Below are 18,894 nucleotides of genomic sequence, written 5' to 3'. Positions count from 1 at the left end.
GTTCGCCAATCAGCCATCATGAATAGATGCGGGCAGCAGCAGACGTCGAAACATCTGGGAGGAACACAATGAGGAACTTTCGTGGAATTGGCATTCTCGCCGGGCGAAGAATTGGCATTCTCGCCGGGCGAAGAATTGGCATTCTCGCCGGGCTGGCGCTGAGCGTCTCGGCATTGGCGCTTGGCAGTGCATACGCGTCCGAGCCGACCACGCCGCCGGCGCCGGCGGCGTTTCCCGCCGAGGGCAAAATCAAATACGTCGCCCGCGATTCCATCCTGGAGTTCAAGGCGCTGCCCGAATATCACGAGCCCGAGTGGGTCACCGAGAAATACGTCAAGACTGGCAAGCTGCCGCCGGTCAAGGATCGCCTGCCGAAGGAGCCGCTGGTGTTCAAGACCGGCAACATGCCGGACGGCATCGGCGTTTATGGCGACACCATGCGCCACGTCATTGGCGGCCGGCCGGAAGGCTGGAATTATGGCGCCGGCCAGACCCAAGGATGGGGCGGCATCGACATCGGCCTTTCGGAATGCCTGACGCGCACCGCGCCTTTGTTCCAGGTCGAGGCCAAGGACACCGAGCCGCTGCCCAACCTCGCCAGGAGCTGGGACTGGTCGAAGGATGGCCACACGCTGACCATGCACCTGGTCGAAGGCGCCAAATGGTCTGACGGCGTTGCCTTCAATGCCGACGATGTCATGTTCTACTGGGACGATGAGGTCGTCGACCCCAATGTCTCGCCGTTGAACGGCGCCACAGCGGAAACCTTCGGTGTCGGCACGACGCTGAAGAAGGTCGACGACTACACCGTCGAGTGGACCTTCAAGGACGCTTTCCCCAAACAGTATCTCTACGCCATGGCCTACGGCACCTTCTGCCCCGGCCCGGCGCATATCCTGAAGCCGCAGCATCCGAAGTACTCGAAGAATACCTACGAGCAGTTCAAGAACGCGTTCCCGCCGGAATATATGAACATTCCGGTGATGGGTGCCTGGGTGCCGGTGGAGTATAGGCCCGACGACATCATCGTCTTGCGCCGCAATCCCTACTACTGGAAGGTCGACGAGAAGGGCAACCAGCTGCCCTATCTCAACGAACTGCACTACAAGCTGTCGACCTGGGCCGACCGCGACGTGCAGGCGGTGGCAGGGGCCGCCGACTTCTCCAACCTCGAGCAGCCGGAGAATTTCGTCGCTTCGCTGAAGCGAGCGGCGGACAAGGACGCGCCGGCCCGGCTCGCCTTTGGCCCGCGCCTGATCGGCTACAATCTGCGCATGAACTTTTCCGCCAATGGCTGGGGCAATCCCGACGAACGCGGCCAGGCGATCCGCGAGCTCAATCGCAATGAGGACTTCCGCAAGGGCATCACCATGGCGCTCGACCGCAAGGCGCTCGGCGACTCGCTGGTCAAGGGGCCGTTCACCGCCATCTACCCCGGTGGCTTTTCCTCGGGCACCAGCTTCTATGACCGCAACTCGACCGTCTACTATCCCTTCGACATCGAGGGCGCCAAGGCGGAACTGGCCAAGGCTGGTCTCAAGGATACGGATGGCGACGGCTTCGTGAACTTCCCGGCCGGGACCGCCGGCGGCAAGAATGTCGAGATCGTGATGCTGGTCAACAATGACTACGGCACTGACAAGAGCCTCGCCGAAGGCGTCGTCGGCCAGATGGAAAAGCTTGGCATCAGGGTCGTGCTCAACGGCCTCAACGGCACCCAGCGTGATGCCTCGCAATATTCCGGCCGCTTCGACTGGCTGATCAGGCGCAACGAGCAGGAGCTGACTTCCGTCGTGCAGAATACCGTGCAACTCGCGCCCGTCGGACCCAAGACCAGCTGGGATCACCGCGCGCCCGAAAGCGGCGTGGTCGACCTGATGCCGTTCGAAAAGGAGCTTGTCGACATCGTCAACAAGTTCGTCTCCTCGTCAGACAATGACGAGCGCGCCAGCCTGATGAAGACGTTCCAGAAGATCTCGACGGAGCATGTCTACAATATCGGACTGACCGAATATCCCGGCGCCCTGATCATCAACAAGCGCTTCTCCAACATCCCGCAGGGAACGCCGATCTTCATGTTCAACTGGGCCGAGGATTCGATCGTGCGCGAACGCGTCTTCGTCGCCGCCGACAAGCAGCAGAAATACGAACTCTTTCCCGACCAGCTTCCCGGCAAGCCCGGCGACAAGGGTCCGACGAACTGAGTTTCCTCCCCTGGCTGACCGGCCGCGCTGCGCGCGGCCGGGACGGAGTAAGGTCAGCGGCAACAGATTAGATCCAAGGAGGAGAAACGGTCCGATGCTGCGATTCCTGGCCATGCGCATAGCATCGGCGGTCCCGGTCATGGTCATCCTGAGCCTGGTCACCTTTGCCATCATCCAGGCGCCGCCGGGCGACTATGCCGACTATATCCGCTCGCAGCTCATCAACCAGGGCGGGGCGTCTTTTGCCGAAGCCGACGCGCAGGCGCAAGCCTATCGGGTCGAGCACGGCCTCGATAAACCGCTGCCCGTCCAGTACCTGAACTGGGTCGCCGGCATCATCACCCGCGGCGATTTCGGCTACAGCCTCTATTACAACAAGCCGGTCGCCGCCGTGGTCGGCGAGCGGCTGCCGCGCACGCTGCTGCTGGCACTGGTCTGCCATCTGCTGGCGTCGGTGCTCGGCATCACCTTCGGCATCTGGGCGGCGACCAGGCAATACACATGGATCGACTCGGGGCTGTCGGCCATCTCCTTCCTCGGCATGACGGTGCCGCGCTTCCTGATGGCGCTGATCATCGTCTATCTCCTGGTCTTCCAGTTCAACGTGTCGGAGATCGGCAGCTTCTTCTCGCCGCAATATGGCGGCGCGCCGTGGTCGTGGGCGAAATTCGCCGACCTCGTCAAGCATGTCTGGCCGGTGGTGGCGATCGCCACCTTCGGCGGGCTCGCCTACAATATGCGCGTCATGCGCGGCAATCTGCTCGATACGCTGAACGCGCAATATGTCGAGACGGCCAAGGCCAAGGGCCTGACCGGCAGCGCCGTCGTCATGCGCCATGCCGTGCCCAACGCACTGCACCCGCTCATCATGTATCAGGGCGTGGTGCTGCCCTACATGCTGACCGGCGAGATCGAGACGGCGATCATCTTTGCGCTGCCGACGGTCGGGCCGGCCATTGTCGGCTCGATGGCGGTCGGCGACGTTTATGTCACGGCGACCTTCATGATGGTGCTGTCGGCAACGCTGATCGTCGGCAACATCATCGCCGACATGCTGCTCGCGCTGCTCGATCCGCGCGTACGCCAGTTCAGGGAGAGCTAGATGCTGGCGCGTGACCCATCCCCGCCGCCGCCCCCGGCTGAAGCAACCGCGATTGCGACCCCACGCGGCAATGAGAGCTATATGGCGCTGGTCTGGCGCCGGCTGAGGCGCTCCTGGACCGGCATGGCCGGGCTGATCCTGGTCGTGCTTCTGGTGCTGATGGCGCTATTCGCCGATTTCTTCGCGCCGATGGACCCCAAGGTGACCGATGTCGCTTTCGCCCCGCCGCAAGTGATGAGTTTTCACGACAGAGACGGGAATTTCGTGCTCCAGCCGCGGGTCTATGCGCTGGCGGATTCTGCTGACCTCGACCCGGTCACCTTCCAGCCGGTCGTCGGGCCGGATTACGAGCATCCGCGCCTGCTCGGCTTCTTCGTCAAGGGCGCCGACTACCGGCTGCTTGGACTGATCCCCGCCAACCGGCATTTCTTCGCTTCGGCCGACGGCCAGCCGGTGCATTTTCTCGGCACCGACAAATTCGGCCGGGATGTGTTGTCGCGCGCCATCCAGGGCTCGCGCGTCTCGCTGATGATCGCGCTGACGGTGGTGTTCATCATCACCGTCATCGGCACCACGGTCGGCATGGTCTCGGGCTATTTCGGCGGCCGCTTCGACGTCTGGATGCAGCGCTTCGTCGAGTTGGTGCTCGCCTTCCCGCAATTGCCGCTCTATCTTGCGCTGACGACGCTGATCCCGGTGACCGCGCCGACCAACGTTTTCCTCGCCTTCGTCATCATCGTCATGTCGGCGCTGGGCTGGGCGCAGATGTCGCGCGAGGTGCGCGGCAAGACGCTGGCGCTGGCGCGGATCGACTATGTGCGCGCTGCCATGGCGGTTGGCGCCACCGACATGCGTATCATCATGCAGCACATTTTTCCCAATGTGATGAGCCACGTCATCGTCGCCGTGACGATCGCCATCCCGACGGTGGTGCTGCTCGAAGCCTTTCTCGGCTTCCTCGGCTTCGCCGTGAAACCGCCGCTGATCTCATGGGGGCTGATGCTGCAGGACACGGCTACCTATTCGGTCATCGGCACCTATCCGTGGATCCTGTCGCCGGTCGGCTTCGTGCTGATCACCGTCTTTGCCTTCAACGCGCTGGGCGACGGCCTGCGCGATGCCGTCGATCCCTATTGAGGTGGCCGGGATGACCGTTGCGCTCGCAGCCACCTTCGCACCAGCCGTCCGGCTCGACCATGCCGGCCGCCACGACCAACCCATCATCGATGCCCGCAACATCGAGGTCGCCTTCAAGGTCGAGCACGGCGTCGTCGACGCGGTGAAGGATGTCTCGTTCCAGCTCTATCGCGGCGAGACGATCGCCATCGTCGGCGAGTCCGGTTCCGGCAAGTCGGTGACGGCGCGCGCTGTCATGGGGCTCTTGTCGAAGCGGGCCACCGTGTCGCCGAACTCGACCATCGACTATTGCGGGCAGGACATACTGAAATTCCCCGAGAGCGCCCGGCGCAAGCTGCGCGGCAATCGCATCTCGATGATCTTCCAGGAGCCGATGAGCTCGCTCAACCCGATCTATACGGTCGGCAGTCAGATCGTCGAGGCGATCAGAGTGCATCGAAAGGTCAGCCGCAAGCAAGCCTGGGCGCGGGCGCTCGAGCTTTTGCGGCATGTCCAGATCCCCGAGCCGGAAGCGCGCATCAAACAGTATCCGCACCAGATGTCGGGCGGGCAGCGCCAGCGCGTGATGATCGCTATGGCGCTCGCCAACGACCCTGATGTGCTGATCGCCGACGAGCCAACGACAGCGCTCGACGTCACGGTGCAAGCACAGATCCTCAATTTGATCCGCAATCTGCAAAAAGAACTCAGGATGGCGGTCATCCTGATCACCCACGACCTTACCGTGGTGCGGAAATTCTCGGACTATGTCTATGTCATGCAGCATGGCGAGATGTGCGAGCACAACGTTACCGAGCGGCTGTTCGCCGACCCGCAGCATGCCTATACCAAGCGGCTGCTCGCGTCCGAGCCGCACGGCAAGCCGCAGCCGCTGCCGGAAAACAGCGGCACCATCCTCGAGGCCCGCGATATGCGCGTCTGCTTCATGCTGCGCCATGGCAGCTTCCTGAAGCCGGACTGGCGCGAACTGGTCGCCGTCGACGATCTCGGCCTGAAGCTTTGCCGCCACGAAACACTGGGGCTGGTCGGCGAATCCGGCTCCGGCAAGACCACGTTCGGTCTCGCCTTGCTCAAGCTCACCGAGGCCAAGCGCGGCGAGGTCAGCTTCGACGGCCAGCCGATCCACGGCCTGTCGCGCGCCGGGATGCGGCCGCTGCGCTCGCGCATGCAGGTCGTTTTTCAGGATCCGTTCTCGTCGCTTAACCCGCGTATGACGATCGGCCAGATCATCGAGGAAGGGCTGGTCGTCAACAGGATCGGCGCGACACGGCGCGAGCGGGTCGGTCGGGTGCGCGACGCCCTGGTCAGCGCCGGCATGCCCGGCGATATCCTGTCGCGGTTCCCGCACGAATTTTCCGGCGGCCAGCGGCAGCGCATCGCCATTGCCCGAGCCATCGCGCTGGAGCCCGAATTCATCCTGCTCGACGAACCGACATCGGCGCTCGACCTTTCGGTGCAGGCGCAGATCATCGACCTGTTGCGCAAGCTGCAGGACGAACGCGGCCTTAGCTATCTCTTCATTTCGCACGACCTCAAGGTCGTGCGCGCGCTCTGCCACCGTGTCATCGTCATGCAGAACGGCAAGATCGTCGAACAGGGACCCGTGGACGAGGTCCTCACCCATCCCAAGACCGCCTACACCGAACGGCTCGTCAGGGCCGCCTTCGACGTGGCGTAGCAAAGTGCCGGAGGTTTAATAGTGGCAAGACATCCCAGGATCACCTTCATTGGCGCCGGTTCGACCGTGTTCATGAAGAACATTGTCGGCGACGTGCTGCAGCGGCCATCGCTGTCAGCCGCGACGATCGCGCTGATGGACATCAATCCGCAGCGGCTGGAAGAGAGCGCCATCGTCGTCAACAAGCTGATCGCAACGCTGGGCGTGAAGGCGAAGGCCGAGACCTATTCCGACCAGCGCAGGGCGCTCGCCGGCGCCGACTTCGTCGTCGTCGCCTTCCAGATCGGCGGCTTTGAGCCCTGCACCGTCACCGATTTCGAGGTGCCGAAGAAATACGGCCTGCGCCAGACCATTGCCGACACGCTCGGCGTCGGCGGCATCATGCGCGGCCTCCGGACCGTGCCGCATCTGTGGAAGATCTGCGAGGACATGCTGGCCGTCTGCCCCGACGCGATCATGCTGCAATACGTCAACCCGATGGCGATCAACACCTGGGCGATTTCAGAGAAATTTCCTGACATCAAACAGGTCGGCCTCTGCCATTCGGTGCAAGGCACAGCGATGGAACTGGCGCACGATCTCGACATTCCCTACGACGAGATACGCTACCGCTCGGCCGGCATCAACCACATGGCCTTCTACCTGAAGTTCGAGCACCGGCAGCCGGATGGCTCTTACCGCAACCTCTATCCGGACCTCGTCCGCGCCTATCGCGAGGGCAGGGCACCGAAGCCGGGCTGGAACCCGCGCTGCCCCAACAAGGTGCGCTACGAGATGCTGACGCGTCTCGGCTATTTCGTCACCGAAAGCTCCGAGCATTTCGCCGAATACACGCCCTATTTCATCAAGGAAGGCCGCCCCGACCTGATCGAGAAATTCGGCATTCCGCTCGACGAATATCCCAAGCGCTGCATCGAACAGATCGAGCGCTGGAAGGGCCAGGCCGAAGCCTATCGCTCGGCCGACCGCATCGAGGTCGAGCAGTCGAAGGAATACGCGTCCTCGATCATGAACTCGGTGTGGACCGGGGAGCCTTCGGTGATCTACGGCAATGTCCGCAACAATGGCTGCATCACCTCGCTGCCGGACAATTGCGCCGCCGAGGTGCCGTGTCTGGTGGACGCCTCCGGCATCCAGCCGACCTATATTGGCGAGCTGCCGCCGCAACTCACCGCGTTGATACGCACCAACATCAATGTGCAGGAACTGACGGTCCAGGCGTTGATGACCGAAAACCGCGAGCACATCTACCACGCGGCGATGATGGACCCGCATACGGCGGCCGAACTCGATCTCGACCAGATCTGGGCGCTGGTCGATGAGTTGCTGGCGACACATGGCGACTGGCTGCCGACCTGGGCGCGTGGGAGCGCCAAGGTCCGGGCCGCCTGAGCGCTGCTGCGGCGGTATCTACTCCACCGTCAGGCCTCCGGTGGCGCCGGCAACCGGTGGCGCAGTTCCTCGACCAGCACGCGCTCGTTCTCCGAATAGTCGATCGGAACGACGACGAGATGGACGCCACCGCCGGCAAAAGCCTGTTCGAGCGTCGATTGTATTTCTGAGACGGCGCCGACCCTGGTTCCCTTGGCGCCATAGGCCTCGGCATATCTGACGAAATCGGGATTGCCGAAGGTCATGCCGAAATCGGGGAACTGGTCGACCGCCTGCTTCCAGCGGATCATGCCGAAAGCATTGTCCTCGATGATCAGCACGACGAGGTTAAGTTTCAGCCTGACGGCGGTTTCCAGTTCCTGGCTGTTCATCATGAAGCCGCCATCGCCGCAGATCGCCATGACGCGGCGGCCGGGATAGAGCATCGCGGCCGTCATCGCCGAGGGCAGGCCGGCGCCCATCGTGGCCAGGGCGTTGTCGAGCAGCAAAGTGTTGGCGACGCGCGTGCGGTAATTGCGCGCAAACCAGATCTTGTACATGCCGTTGTCGAGCGCCAGGATGCCATCGGCCGGCATCACCGCGCGCACATCGTGCACCAAGCGCTGCGGCGTGAAACGGTCTTCGGTGGCGCGGGTGGCAATGCGGCTCAAAATCCCTTCGCGCAGCGGCAGTAGCGCCTGCGCGTTGGGGATCTTGCCCTCGATCCGGTCGGCAAGCAGCCTGAGCGAAGCGCCGATGTCGCCGACCACTTCGGTCTGCGGGAAATAGACCTGCTCGACATTGGCCGGCTGGTAACCGACATGGATCACCTTCGGTCCCTTGTCGCCCATAATGAAGGGCGGCTTCTCGATCGTGTCGTGGCCGATAGTGATGATGAGGTCGGCCTGTTCGATGGCCCCATGCACATAGTCGCGCTCGGAGAGCGCGGCGGTGCCCATGTAGAGTTCGGTGCCGCCGGGCACCGTGCCCTTGCCCATCTGCGTGGTGAAATAGGGAATGCCGGTCCTGATCACGAACTGGGCGAGGTCGGACGTCGAGCGCGGCCGCGATGCGGCGGCGCCCAGCATCGCCAGCGGACGCTGCGCCTTGATGATCATCTCAGCGGCGCGGTCGAGCGCAAGCGGGCTGGCCAGCGGAAGCTCGACCGGATGCGGCGGGATCAGCGCGACATCGTCGCACTCCTCGGCCGCGATGTCTTCGGGCAGTTCCAGATGCACCGGTCCCGGACGCTCCTCTTCGGCAATCCGAAACGCTTCGCGCACCACGGCGGGAATGGTCTTCGCCGAGATGATCTGACGTGACAGCTTGGTCAACGGCTTCATCGCGGCGACGATGTCGACGATCTGGAAGCGGGCCTGGCGCGACGAGCGGATGCCCTTCTGCCCGGTGATCATGATCATCGGCATGGCGCCGAGCAGCGCATAGGCGGCACCCGTCGTCAGGTTCAGGGCGCCGGGTCCCAGCGTGGTGATGCACACACCTGGCTTGCCGGTGAGCCTGCCATGGGTGGCGGCCATGAACGCCGCCGCCTGCTCATGACGGGTGAGGATGAGCTGGATCGAGGATTTGCGGATGGATTCGACGACGTCCAGGTTTTCTTCGCCGGGAATGCCGAAGATGCGATCGACGCCCTCATTCTCAAGGGCGGCAACAAGCAGGTCAGAACCTTTGGGCACGAAGCATCTCCTGGGCAAAGCGGCGGCGAACCGCGTCGGGATATGATCAGACATAGTGCTGGCAAAGTCCTACCGCGAGGCGCGGCCGCCGCCAATATCGCTCTGCCTTACAGATCCTTCCGTTTCCTGAATTGGCCGGGCGAGACGCCGGCGTGGCGGCTGAAGGCGGTGGAGAAGGCGGCTTCCGAGCTGTAGCCGACCGCCTCGGCGACTTGGCCCAGGCTCTTGCCCTCGTGCAGCAGCCGGCTGGCCTGCCGCATGCGGCAGCCGAAGAGATAGGCCATGGGCGCTTCGCCGACGAGATCGCGAAAGCGGGCGGCAAAGGTTGCCCTGGAGAGCCCGACCGCGCGTGCCAGGGTCTCGATCGTCCAGTCGTGGCCATAGGCTTCATGCAGGGTGGCGAGCGCTCTGGCGATCGCGGGGTCCTGCAATCCCCTCAGCCAACCTGGATTGTCCATGCTTTCCAGACCGGAGCGCAAGGCGCGCGTGACGATGGCCCCAGACAGGCGAGCCATTACTACGTCGCTGCCGGGACCTTCGTCGGTCGCTTCCACCAGCAAGGCCTCGACATAGCCACGCAGCCATTTGGGCAGACGGCCATTCGATCCCCGGATGTGAACGATGCGCGGCAGGCCGGCAAGTGCCGGATGGTCGGCGTCACGAAAGGCGAAGGCGCCGCACAGGATGACGGTCTTTTCGCCTTCGCCGCCGCTGCGAATACGCCCAGCTGCGGTTTGGGTCGCCAGTTCGGCGGCGGGGACGTTCGCGCTTTTGAGCGCGCCGGGCGACCGCAGCACATGAGGATCGGCGCGCGGTGCAATGATCAGGTCGCCGGCATCGAGAGGCTCGACATCTTCCTCACCGAACACCGCTTCGCATCGCCCCTTGATGACGACGTGAATGCCGCGAAGCCCAGCCTGGCTGAACGAGATCGCCCAGGGCGCGGCCAGTTCGAGGCGCCGGTACCCGGCGGCTGCGAAGTGCAATTCGCGCATGAGGGTAGCCAGGAGGTCCACGCTTCGCTCCAGAAACAGACGATCGATAAATCAATCCAGACGCTGTCGAATAGCGCGCCGGCCTTACTGGACCTAGCTATGCCCGACAGGCCGCTTGTCGGCGATAACGAAACTCAGGAGTTATTCATGCCGCCAATCGAGCTTTTTGTCGCGCAGCTTTGTCCCTATGCGCACCGTGTCAGGCTCGCCCTTGCCGAGAAAGGCCTGCAGGCGACGGAAATCGAAATCGATCTGCGCAACAAGCCGGTGTGGTTCCTGAAACTCACGCCGACGGGAAAGGTGCCGCTGCTGCGCCATCAGGGGCAATATGTCAGGGAGTCGGCGATCATCTGCGAATATCTCGATGATGCATTCCCCGAACGGCCGATTTTCCCCAGGGATGCTCATGCCCGCGCTGAGGCGCGCATCTGGATCAGCTTCGCCGACACGCAGCTTTACGCCAGGACGGCAACCATGATGCACAGTTCCGACGCTATGGTTCATGAGCGGATCAAGGCCCAGCTTGCCGACGCCCTGCGCTTTGTGGAACAGCATGCCTTTGCGAGGCGAGGGGCGGACGAACGGTTTTTGCTGGGCTCGGAATTCAGCGCCGCCGACATCTCCTTCTATCCCTGGTTCGAACAGCTGTGCGTGCTTGAGAAATATCTGGGCTTCGCCATGCCGGCCGAATGCGAGCGCCTGCTGCGGTGGCAGGAAACGGTTGCCGCCAGGGAGGCGGTGCGGACCTGCGCTAGGTCAACCGGCTTCTATCTGGAATCCTATGGCCGGCTTCTCGCGGCCTGAGACGAGCGGGCAAATGGAAAAAAATTCCTCACTATGGTGCTGCAAGGTCAGTCATTTGCTTCTTGCTGCAGGCGCAAGCCTGTAAACATGCGGTATGAAGCGGGCCTGCGCGCCGCGCAAGAGGTGCCAGAATATGCCCAATCCAACCGTCGTCGGGTTTTCCGGCAATTTCACTAGGCCGTCCAAGACGCGCGGTTTCGTCGACCAGGTTGTCAGGGATATTGCGCGCCAGCATGGCCTGTCGGCGAGCACCTATGACATCGAAGACCTCGGCCCGTCGCTCGGCGCTGCCAAATGGGCGCGCGATCTCGACGGTCAGGCGCGGGCAATCTTCGACAGCGTCGTCAATGCCGATGTGCTGGTGGTGGGGTCGCCGACCTACAAGGGCAGCTACACCGGCCTGTTCAAGCACTTCTTCGATCTGTTCGATCCCGCTTCCTTGCGCGGTAAGCCGGTGGTGCTGCTTGCCACCGGCGGTAACGATCGCCACGCGTTGATCGTCGAGCACCAGTTGCGGCCGCTGTTCGGCTTCTTCGAGGCGCTGACGCTGCCGACAGGGGTCTATGCCACGGACAAGGACTTTTCCGACGGCGTGCTGCGGGCCGAACCCATCCTGAAGCGCGTCGATCAGGTTGTCGGCGAGGTCGGGCTGGTGCTGGCCAATCGCTCGGCAGCCGGCGTTGCTGCCGGATAGCACGCAGATTTTTACGTCATCCGCAAATCAATACCCCGCCGGCCAGGCCTGGCGGGGTATCGCCGTGCAAAGGTTCCCGCGCTTGCGGTCATCCTGAGCGACGATGACAACGCGGCTTGGCCAACTCCGAAATCCATTTCAGACGGATTTATCGCGATAACTAGTTCCTGTCCGCCGGCTTCGAACGCATCCTTGACACGGTCTCGCGCTCGGCGCGCTTGGAGCGCAGCGGCGGCAGGCCACGGTCGATCAGGTCCATGTCTTCCAGAACCATGTCGCCCATGCGCTTGAAGGCGATGTCAAGCGCACCGGCGCGGTGGGCGGAGCGCAGGAAGCCGGGGATCGCACGGACCGGATGGTCCTGCGCCAGCGGTTCTTCAGGGAAGACATCGCTGGCGGCGACGATGTGGCCGCTTTTCACCGCCGCCATCAGGGCAGGGAAGTCGACGACGCCGGCGCGGCTGAGCAGGATGAAGGCGGCGCCCTTGCGCATACTTGCAAAGGCCTCAGCGCCGAGGAAACCCTGGTTCTCCGAGGTCACCGAAGCGACGACGAAGACGAAATCGCTTGATGTCAGCACCTCGGCCAGCGAGGCCGGCTCGACGCCATTGTCGATCAGGATCGACGGCGGCAGCCAAGGGTCGAAGACCTTGGTGCGGGTGCGAAAACCCGACAGCAGTCGGTTGAGCGCACGGCCGAGATCGCCGAAGCCGATGATGCCGACATCGGCGCCGGACAGAAGCCGCGCCGTCAAATTGCCGTCACCGCCCCACAGCTCCTCGCCTTTGCGGAAGGCGAGGTCAGCATCGACGATGTTGCGGGCGAGGTTGAGCGCCATGGCGAGGCCAAGCTCGGCCACCGGCTCGGCGAAGACGAGGCCGGTGGTGACGACATGGATGCCGCGCGCAAACAGCGTCTCATAGGGCATGTTGTTGATGAGGTTGGTCTCGACATTGAAGACGCAACGCAGCGCCTGCATCCGGTCCAAGGTCTCGGGCGAGATCGGCGGCTGGCCGATAATATAGCGGGCTTCGGCAAGCACGTCGGCGGGCAAGTTCGCCACGCCCTCGGCCGTCGTCTCGACGACGCGGTAATGCGCCTTGAGGCGCGCCAGCTGCGGTGGGGTGAAGATCAGGTCGAGCGTGCGTGGTTCCGGCGCGCTGATGACCAGCGGCAAGGCCTTGTTTGGCATGACGATTCCTCCCCGGCGCGATCCGCATCGCGTATTTTGCTTTGCACTTGTGGTAGTCCCAAAACCACTTGCCGCTTTCCGGCGGCATGTGCTTGAGGGGTAAAATACCCACCATCAAACGATTTACAACTCCGGGAGGGGCCGCCGATCGCGCGGCTCGAGCCTTGCCGGGTTTTGATGCGGGAATCCGTTGGCTCGCCAGGCAACGGCCCTGAGGGCTCCTTTCCTTCTCCCCCTGTGAGAGAAGGTGCAGTCAAAACGGATAGTGCTGCCCCGGATCCTCGATCGTCAGCCAGCGCAGGTCGGTGAACTCGGCGATCGAGGCCTTGCCGCCGAAGCGGCCGTAGCCTGAACCCTTGACGCCGCCGAACGGCATTTGCGCCTCGTCGCCGACGGTCGGGCCGTTGATGTGGCAGATACCGGCTTCGATGCGCGCGGCAACCGCCATGGCACGGCGGATGTCGCGGCTGAACACGGCCGAGGACAGGCCGTATTCGGTATCGTTGGCGACACATACCGCTTCGTCCTCGCCCTTGACGCGGATCACCGGCTTGACCGGGCCGAAGGATTCTTCCGAATAGACGCGCATCGCCGGCGTCACGTGGTCGAGCAATGTCGCCTCGACCACGGTTCCGGTGCGCTTGCCGCCGGCCACAAGCCTGGCGCCCTTGGCGACGGCGTCGGCAACCAGTTCTTCCATCTTGTCGGCGGCCTGGCTGCTGATCAGCGAACCGAGCACGACATGGCCGCGCGGGTCACCGGCAGGCAGCTGCGCCGCGCGGGCGGCGAGCTTGGCGACGAACTCGTCGGCGACCTTTTCATCGACGACCAGACGCTCGGTCGACATGCAGATCTGGCCCTGATGCATGTAGGCGCCGAAGGTCGCCGCATTGACCGCCGCATCGATGTCGGCATCGTCGAGCACGACCAGCGGCGCCTTGCCGCCGAGTTCGAGCAGCGCCGGCTTCAAGTGACGGCCGGCGAGTTCGGCAATGATTCTGCCGACCTTGGTCGAGCCGGTGAAGTTGACACGCCTGACTGCAGGGTGCGCGACCAGTGCCTCGACGATTGCCGCTGCGTCCTTGGGGTCATTGGTGACGACATTGATGACGCCCTTGGGCAGGCCGGCCTCGACCAGCACCTGGCCGATCAGCCGGTGTGTGCCTGGGCACATTTCCGAAGCTTTCAGCACAACCGTGTTGCCGCAGGCGATCGGCATGGCGATGGCACGGGTTCCGAGGATGACCGGTGCATTCCACGGCGCGATGCCGAGGCAGACGCCGGCCGGCTGGCGGATCGCCATGGCCAGCGTGCCGGGCTTGTCGGAGGGAATGACCTCGCCCGAAATCTGCGTCGTCATGGCGGCTGCCTCGCGCAGCATTTTGGCGGCGAGCATGACGTTGAAGCCGGCCCAGGGGCCGGTGGCGCCGGTTTCTTCCATCATCAATCTGGTGAATTCGCCGACCTTGGAGTCCATGACATCGGCCGCCTTGGACAGAAAAGCGCGGCGCTCGCCCGGTCCGGTCTTCGACCAGCTCTTGAAGGCGAGGGCCGCGGCTTCCACCGCGGCATTGGCGTCGGCGATGCTGGCTGCGGCAGCGCGGGTGGCCAGCTTGCCGGTGAACGGGTCCATGCGCTCGTAAGAGGCGGAGCCTGACGCATCCCTTTTGTCGCCGTCGATCAGAAGTCCGATGTCCATTGTTCTCTCCCTCGCTCGCCGTCGAGCGTCTTTTCTATCTATTATCGACCACGATCTGATCCGAACACCGGCTCCCACTTTTCGGGATCATGGTCTAGAAGCCGAGCACCTCGGCATTGATCGATGCTTCAAGCCCACCGTCAACCGGCACATTGGCGCCGTTGACCCAGCGTGCGCCGTCCGACCACAGGAACAGCACGACAGGCGCGATGTCGCCCGAGGTTCCGGCGCGCCCGACCCTGGCGATGTCGCTGTCGACGCGGGCGTCACCCAGCACATTGCGGAACTGTTTGAGGATCGGCGTCTCGACCGGGCCGGGGCTCACTGCATTGACGCGGATGCCGCGGCTCCTGAACAGGTCCTGATGTGCGGCGCGCTGCGTCCACAACAGCAGCAGTTCCTTGGAAACGGAATAGCCTTCCTCGTTCTTCACCTGATGGTCGGCGACCACCTCCGCCACATCGGGAAAGCCTTCGATGCCGATCATCGATGCCGCGCGGTTGAGATTGGCGCGCCAGCCATAGCCGGCGATCGAGGCGACGTTGACCACGGCGCCGCCTTCACGAAGTCTTGGTGCGAGGCCTTCCGAGAGCGCGCGCAGGCCGTAGAAGTTGACGGTCAGTGTCGACACCGCACCGGTGTTGCCGGGGAGGCCGGCGACATTGCAGAGCGCATCGATGCGCTCCGGCAGGCGCCCGATGAGATCGACGACGCCGGCCTTGAACGAGATGTCGGCCTTGACGAAGAAGCCGACCGGTGCGGCAGGTTCACGCACGTCGACGCCGATCACGTCAGCGCCCAGTTGGCCGGCAAGTTCCGCGGTGCGGGCGCCGATACCGGACGCGACACCGGTGATGAGGATGGTCTTGCCGAACAGCATGGTCACGCCTTTTCACTATGTGTTGCGGTCTGTTGCGGCGAAGGCGTGGCGTCGCCATCTGCGGCGTTTGGCGGGAGCCTGACACGGTAGCCGACCGGCAGCAGGCGCAGGCCAAAGCGCTCCTCCAGCGTTCCCCACAGGCCGCGCGGCAGGAAGAGCGAGAACAGCACCGCCGTGGCGCCAAGGCCGATCAGATACCAGACGCCGGTGCCGCCGAACCAGGTCTCGATGAGGAAGAACAGCAGCGCACCCAGAATGGCGCCCTCGAAGGTGCCGATGCCGCCGACCAGCACCATGAAGATCATGTAGGCGGTCCACTGGACGTTGAAGTAGGTTTTCGGCTGGAAGGTGATCGACGTGGCCAACCACAGCGCGCCGGCCATGCCGATGCCGAAGGCGGCGAGCACGAAGAGCAGCCGCTTGGTTCCGGTGACGCGCACGCCGACCGATGCCGCGGCCTCCTCATTGTCCCTGATGGCGCGGATGGCCGCACCTGTGCTGCCACGCAGCAGGCTAAACAGGGTGGCGAGCAGCGCCGTCATCGCGGCCAACGCCAGCCAGTAGATCGTCGCCCGCCTGACGCCGGCGTCATAGACGTTGAGCGAGATCAGCGACGTCCCGGTCTCGCCTTGCACCAGCCGGTCGAGATTGACCAGGAGATGGGTGAGCGCCGCGATCACCCACATGCCGATGGCGAACTCGCCGTTCCTGAGCCGCAGCATGAACAGCGACATCGGCCAGGAGATCGCGCCGACAATGATCGCGGAGACGAACAGCGAAGCGAACGGGTTGAGGCCGGCATCGGCCAGGCGGATGGTGAAATAGGCGCCGAGGCCGAAGAACACTTGCTGTCCCACCGAAACCAGCCCGCCGAAGCCGGCCAGCGCGTTCCACATCGCCGCCAGGATCACATAGATGAACAAGGCGGTCACGCGGTCGACGGCGCCGGCCGAAAGGAAATGCGGCGCGACGCCAAGTAGCGCGATGATGACGACGACCGCAATCGCCGAGATGCGCGAGGCGGAGGTGCCGCGCTCGATAACGGGGGCGTTTAAAACCGCGCTCATGATGCTTTCCTCGCGGGCAGGCGCAGCAGGCCGCGCAGGCCGAGGCCGGAGGTGGAGAGCCGGATGAACAGCACGATCAGGAAGGCGACATGGCCGCCGATCAGAAAACCTTGCGGATGGATCTGCGCGCCGAGCGTCTGGGCGAGCGCCAGAACGATGCCGCCGACCAGCGTGCCCCATAGCGAACCGGCGCCGCCGATCACCGCCGCCTCGAAAGCGAACAGCAATTGAGGTGCGCCGGTATAGGGATCGAAGGTGGCGCGCATGCCGAGGAAGGCACCGGCAAGACCGACCGTGACCATGGCGATGGCGGCGGCGAGGGCGTTGGCGCGGCGCGCATCGACGCCGACGAGACCGGCCGTGTCGGGATCTTCCGACGTGGCGCGGATCGAGCGGCCAAGCCTGGTGTTGGTAAGGAACAGCTGCAGTCCGCCAAGCAATATGACGGCGGCGGCGAACATGATCACGGCAAGCTTGCCGACATAGATGCTGCCCGGCCATTCCCAGGAATCGTAGGAGAGGCTGCCGATATAGGGCGCCAGCGAACGTGTGTCGGCGCCGAACTGCTCGAACAGCGCATTGTCGATGACGATGGCGAGGCCGAACGTGGTCAGGATCGGCAGCAGCGCGCCTCCGCGGGCGCTGCGCTCGAGCAGGAAGCGCTGCAGCGCCCAGCCGATGGCCGCCATCAGCGGCAGCACGATGAGCAGGCCGACGAAGGGCGAGATATGGAATTGCGAGGCGAGCCACCACAGCGCGTAGGCGGAAAACACGGCCAGGCTGCCATGCGCGAGGTTGATGATGCGCATCACCGAAAACATGAAGGAGAGGCCGCAGGCGATCAGCGCGTAGTAGCCGCCGAGCAGGATGCCCTGGACGATCTGGTTGCTCATGCCGGCACACTCCCGGCGCTTTTTCTGTGCAGGCCGAAATAGGCTTTCGTCACTTCATCGCGGGACATGCCCTTGCTCGGGCCTTCCAGCGCGACGCGTCCTTCGAGCATGCAGATGACCTTGTCCGAGACCGAGAGCGCGCGATTGAGGTCCTGTTCGACCAGGATGATCGTCGTGCCGGAGCTGATCAGCCCTTGCAGCGAAGCGTAGACGCGATCGACCACCAGCGGCGACAGGCCGAGCGAGACCTCGTCGAGCAGCAGCAGCTCCGGATTGCTCATCAACGCGCGGCCGATGGCGGTGGCCTGCTGCTCGCCACCGGAGAGATGCCCGGTCTTGGCGTGGCGGCGCGGCTTCAGATTGGGGAACGTGTCGAGCACCCTTTCCACGCTCCAGTCGCCGGGCCGGCCGGCGGTCTTGCCGAGCAGAAGGTTCTCCTCGACCGTCATCTGCACGAACAGCTTTCGTCCTTCCGGCACCAGCGCCACACCCATGCCGACGCGCTTGTGCGACGGCACGCCGGTGATGTCGGCGCTGTCCAGCAGCACACGGCCGGCAGTCGGCTGATGCGCGCCGGCGATTGCCCGCAGCAGCGTCGTCTTGCCGGCGCCGTTGGCGCCGACCAGCGCCAGCGTTTCGCGGCGCTCGATCGTAAAGCTCACACCGCGCACCGCCTGCAACAGGCCGTGGCGGACGACCAGATTCTCGATTGCGAGCAGGCTCATTTCGGGCCTCCACCGAGATAGGCGCGCACGACTTCGGGATCGGCCATCACGGCTTGCGGCTCGCCATCGGCAATGATCTTTCCGGCATCCATGCAGATCAGCCGCTCGGCCACCTGCAGCAGGATGTGGACGATGTGCTCGATCCAGACGATGCCGATCTTGCGGCGGCGCAATTCCTTGATGGTATCGACGAGTTCGCTCGCCTCGCCATCGGTCAGTCCGCCGCCGATCTCGTCGAGCAGAAGCAGGGTCGGCCTTGCGGCAAGCGCGCGGGCCAGTTCCAGCCGCTTGCGGTCGAGCAGGCCGAGTGTCTCGGCGCGTCGGTTGGCGACGCCCAGCATGCCGCACAGTTTCAGCGACGCCAACGCCGCTTCATAGGCCTCGTCGCGGGCGAGACCCGCCCCATGCGACGCGGCGACGAAGACGTTTTCGAACGTGGTCATGCCGCTGAACGGTTTCGGCACCTGGTGCGTGCGCACCAGGCCGAGACGACAGCGCGCCGTGGCCGGCAGCGCCGTCACGTCGCCGCCCTTGAAGGCGACCGTGCCGGCGCTCGGCGGGAAGGCGCCTGACAAGATGCTGAGCAGCGTCGTCTTGCCGGCGCCGTTCGGGCCGACGATGCCGACGGCCTCAGCGGCATTCATGGCGAAGTCGACATCGTCGAGCACCACCAGCGCGCCGAAGCGTTTCTGGATGCCGGCAGCGCGGAGGATCGCGGCGTTTGCTGAACCGTTCACGATGCGACCCCCGTAGCCG

Annotated in this window: 16 protein-coding genes; 7 read left to right on the top strand and 9 right to left on the bottom strand. The window is 64.1% G+C overall.

What is annotated here, in order from left to right:
- The first annotated feature begins 68 nt into the window (after positions 1-68).
- From NKI46_RS13815 to NKI46_RS13795, 5 genes are all read left to right on the top strand, one after another.
- A complete protein-coding gene (locus NKI46_RS13815; RefSeq protein WP_502896814.1) occupies positions 69-2,204 on the top strand; it encodes an ABC transporter substrate-binding protein in 2,136 nt (711 codons plus the stop codon).
- Between the two features lie 94 nt (positions 2,205-2,298).
- Positions 2,299-3,306: an ABC transporter permease gene (locus tag NKI46_RS13810; RefSeq protein ID WP_023725459.1), complete on the top strand. Its 1,008-nt coding sequence runs from the start codon at positions 2,299-2,301 to the stop codon at positions 3,304-3,306.
- On the top strand, positions 3,307-4,443 hold the full coding sequence (locus NKI46_RS13805) for an ABC transporter permease (RefSeq protein WP_023687914.1): 1,137 nt from the start codon (positions 3,307-3,309) through the stop codon (positions 4,441-4,443).
- Between the two features lie 10 nt (positions 4,444-4,453).
- On the top strand, positions 4,454-6,121 hold the full coding sequence (locus NKI46_RS13800; RefSeq protein WP_023739498.1) for an ABC transporter ATP-binding protein: 1,668 nt from the start codon (positions 4,454-4,456) through the stop codon (positions 6,119-6,121).
- 21 nt (positions 6,122-6,142) lie between these two features.
- Entirely contained in the window at positions 6,143-7,513 is a 1,371-nt protein-coding gene (locus NKI46_RS13795) for an alpha-glucosidase/alpha-galactosidase (protein WP_352746631.1), read from the top strand.
- 29 nt (positions 7,514-7,542) lie between these two features.
- Here the strand turns inward: NKI46_RS13795 and NKI46_RS13790 are convergent, their stop codons facing one another.
- Complete coding sequence (locus NKI46_RS13790; RefSeq protein WP_352746629.1) at positions 7,543-9,189, bottom strand: acetolactate synthase large subunit; 1,647 nt, start codon at positions 9,187-9,189, stop codon at positions 7,543-7,545.
- A 107-nt stretch (positions 9,190-9,296) separates the two neighbouring features.
- A complete protein-coding gene (locus NKI46_RS13785; RefSeq protein ID WP_198020008.1) occupies positions 9,297-10,205 on the bottom strand; it encodes an AraC family transcriptional regulator in 909 nt (302 codons plus the stop codon).
- A gap of 126 nt (positions 10,206-10,331) precedes the next feature.
- On the opposite strand from NKI46_RS13785, the gene NKI46_RS13780 reads away from it, so the two are divergent.
- Together NKI46_RS13780 and msuE are read left to right on the top strand one after the other, a co-directional pair.
- Entirely contained in the window at positions 10,332-10,988 is a 657-nt protein-coding gene (locus NKI46_RS13780; protein ID WP_352626338.1) for a glutathione S-transferase family protein, read from the top strand.
- Between the two features lie 133 nt (positions 10,989-11,121).
- Entirely contained in the window at positions 11,122-11,682 is a 561-nt protein-coding gene (gene msuE, locus NKI46_RS13775) for an FMN reductase (protein WP_023687920.1), read from the top strand.
- Between the two features lie 160 nt (positions 11,683-11,842).
- Here the strand turns inward: msuE and NKI46_RS13770 are convergent, their stop codons facing one another.
- The 7 genes from NKI46_RS13770 to NKI46_RS13740 form a co-directional block, all read right to left on the bottom strand.
- Positions 11,843-12,874 carry a hydroxyacid dehydrogenase gene (locus NKI46_RS13770; RefSeq protein ID WP_352746626.1) on the bottom strand — a complete coding sequence of 344 codons (1,032 nt, stop codon included), beginning with the start codon at positions 12,872-12,874 and terminating at the stop codon, positions 11,843-11,845.
- Positions 12,875-13,127: 253 nt separating this feature from the next.
- Positions 13,128-14,573, bottom strand: a complete 1,446-nt coding sequence (locus tag NKI46_RS13765) for an aldehyde dehydrogenase (protein ID WP_023739491.1) — start codon at positions 14,571-14,573, stop codon at positions 13,128-13,130.
- Between the two features lie 94 nt (positions 14,574-14,667).
- Positions 14,668-15,453, bottom strand: coding sequence for a coniferyl-alcohol dehydrogenase (locus NKI46_RS13760; protein ID WP_352746787.1), 786 nt, complete (start codon positions 15,451-15,453; stop codon positions 14,668-14,670).
- A gap of 2 nt (positions 15,454-15,455) precedes the next feature.
- Positions 15,456-16,520, bottom strand: a complete 1,065-nt coding sequence (locus tag NKI46_RS13755; RefSeq protein ID WP_023739489.1) for a branched-chain amino acid ABC transporter permease — start codon at positions 16,518-16,520, stop codon at positions 15,456-15,458.
- Positions 16,517-17,413, bottom strand: a complete 897-nt coding sequence (locus tag NKI46_RS13750; RefSeq protein WP_023729446.1) for a branched-chain amino acid ABC transporter permease — start codon at positions 17,411-17,413, stop codon at positions 16,517-16,519. The genes NKI46_RS13755 and NKI46_RS13750 overlap by 4 nt, the downstream gene beginning before the upstream one ends.
- Positions 17,410-18,138, bottom strand: coding sequence for an ABC transporter ATP-binding protein (locus NKI46_RS13745; RefSeq protein WP_023696244.1), 729 nt, complete (start codon positions 18,136-18,138; stop codon positions 17,410-17,412). Before NKI46_RS13745 ends, NKI46_RS13750 begins: the two co-directional genes overlap by 4 nt.
- The gene (locus NKI46_RS13740; RefSeq protein ID WP_444848975.1) at positions 18,135-18,809 is read right to left on the bottom strand and encodes an ABC transporter ATP-binding protein; all 675 of its coding nucleotides are present in this window, start codon (positions 18,807-18,809) and stop codon (positions 18,135-18,137) included. Before NKI46_RS13740 ends, NKI46_RS13745 begins: the two co-directional genes overlap by 4 nt.
- Positions 18,810-18,894 lie beyond the last annotated feature (85 nt).

It is taken from the genome of Mesorhizobium sp. M0615, from assembly GCF_040320805.1.
Lineage (GTDB): Bacteria > Pseudomonadota > Alphaproteobacteria > Rhizobiales > Rhizobiaceae > Mesorhizobium.
Note: the sequence above shows the minus strand (reverse complement) of the source record. Positions and strands in the feature narration are given on the sequence as shown.

Excerpts from the sequence above, each read along its gene's own strand:
- NKI46_RS13815 (WP_502896814.1), top strand. The coding sequence starts at position 69 with ATGAGGAACTTTCGTGGAATTGGCATTCTCGCCGGGCGAAGAATTGGC.
- NKI46_RS13810 (WP_023725459.1), top strand. The coding sequence starts at position 2,299 with ATGCTGCGATTCCTGGCCATGCGCATAGCATCGGCGGTCCCGGTCATG.
- NKI46_RS13805 (WP_023687914.1), top strand. The coding sequence starts at position 3,307 with ATGCTGGCGCGTGACCCATCCCCGCCGCCGCCCCCGGCTGAAGCAACC.
- NKI46_RS13800 (WP_023739498.1), top strand. The coding sequence starts at position 4,454 with ATGACCGTTGCGCTCGCAGCCACCTTCGCACCAGCCGTCCGGCTCGAC.
- NKI46_RS13780 (WP_352626338.1), top strand. The coding sequence starts at position 10,332 with ATGCCGCCAATCGAGCTTTTTGTCGCGCAGCTTTGTCCCTATGCGCAC.
- msuE (WP_023687920.1), top strand. The coding sequence starts at position 11,122 with ATGCCCAATCCAACCGTCGTCGGGTTTTCCGGCAATTTCACTAGGCCG.
- NKI46_RS13770 (WP_352746626.1), bottom strand. The coding sequence starts at position 12,874 with ATGCCAAACAAGGCCTTGCCGCTGGTCATCAGCGCGCCGGAACCACGC.
- NKI46_RS13765 (WP_023739491.1), bottom strand. The coding sequence starts at position 14,573 with ATGGACATCGGACTTCTGATCGACGGCGACAAAAGGGATGCGTCAGGC.
- NKI46_RS13760 (WP_352746787.1), bottom strand. The coding sequence starts at position 15,453 with ATGCTGTTCGGCAAGACCATCCTCATCACCGGTGTCGCGTCCGGTATC.
- NKI46_RS13755 (WP_023739489.1), bottom strand. The coding sequence starts at position 16,520 with ATGAGCGCGGTTTTAAACGCCCCCGTTATCGAGCGCGGCACCTCCGCC.
- NKI46_RS13750 (WP_023729446.1), bottom strand. The coding sequence starts at position 17,413 with ATGAGCAACCAGATCGTCCAGGGCATCCTGCTCGGCGGCTACTACGCG.
- NKI46_RS13745 (WP_023696244.1), bottom strand. The coding sequence starts at position 18,138 with ATGAGCCTGCTCGCAATCGAGAATCTGGTCGTCCGCCACGGCCTGTTG.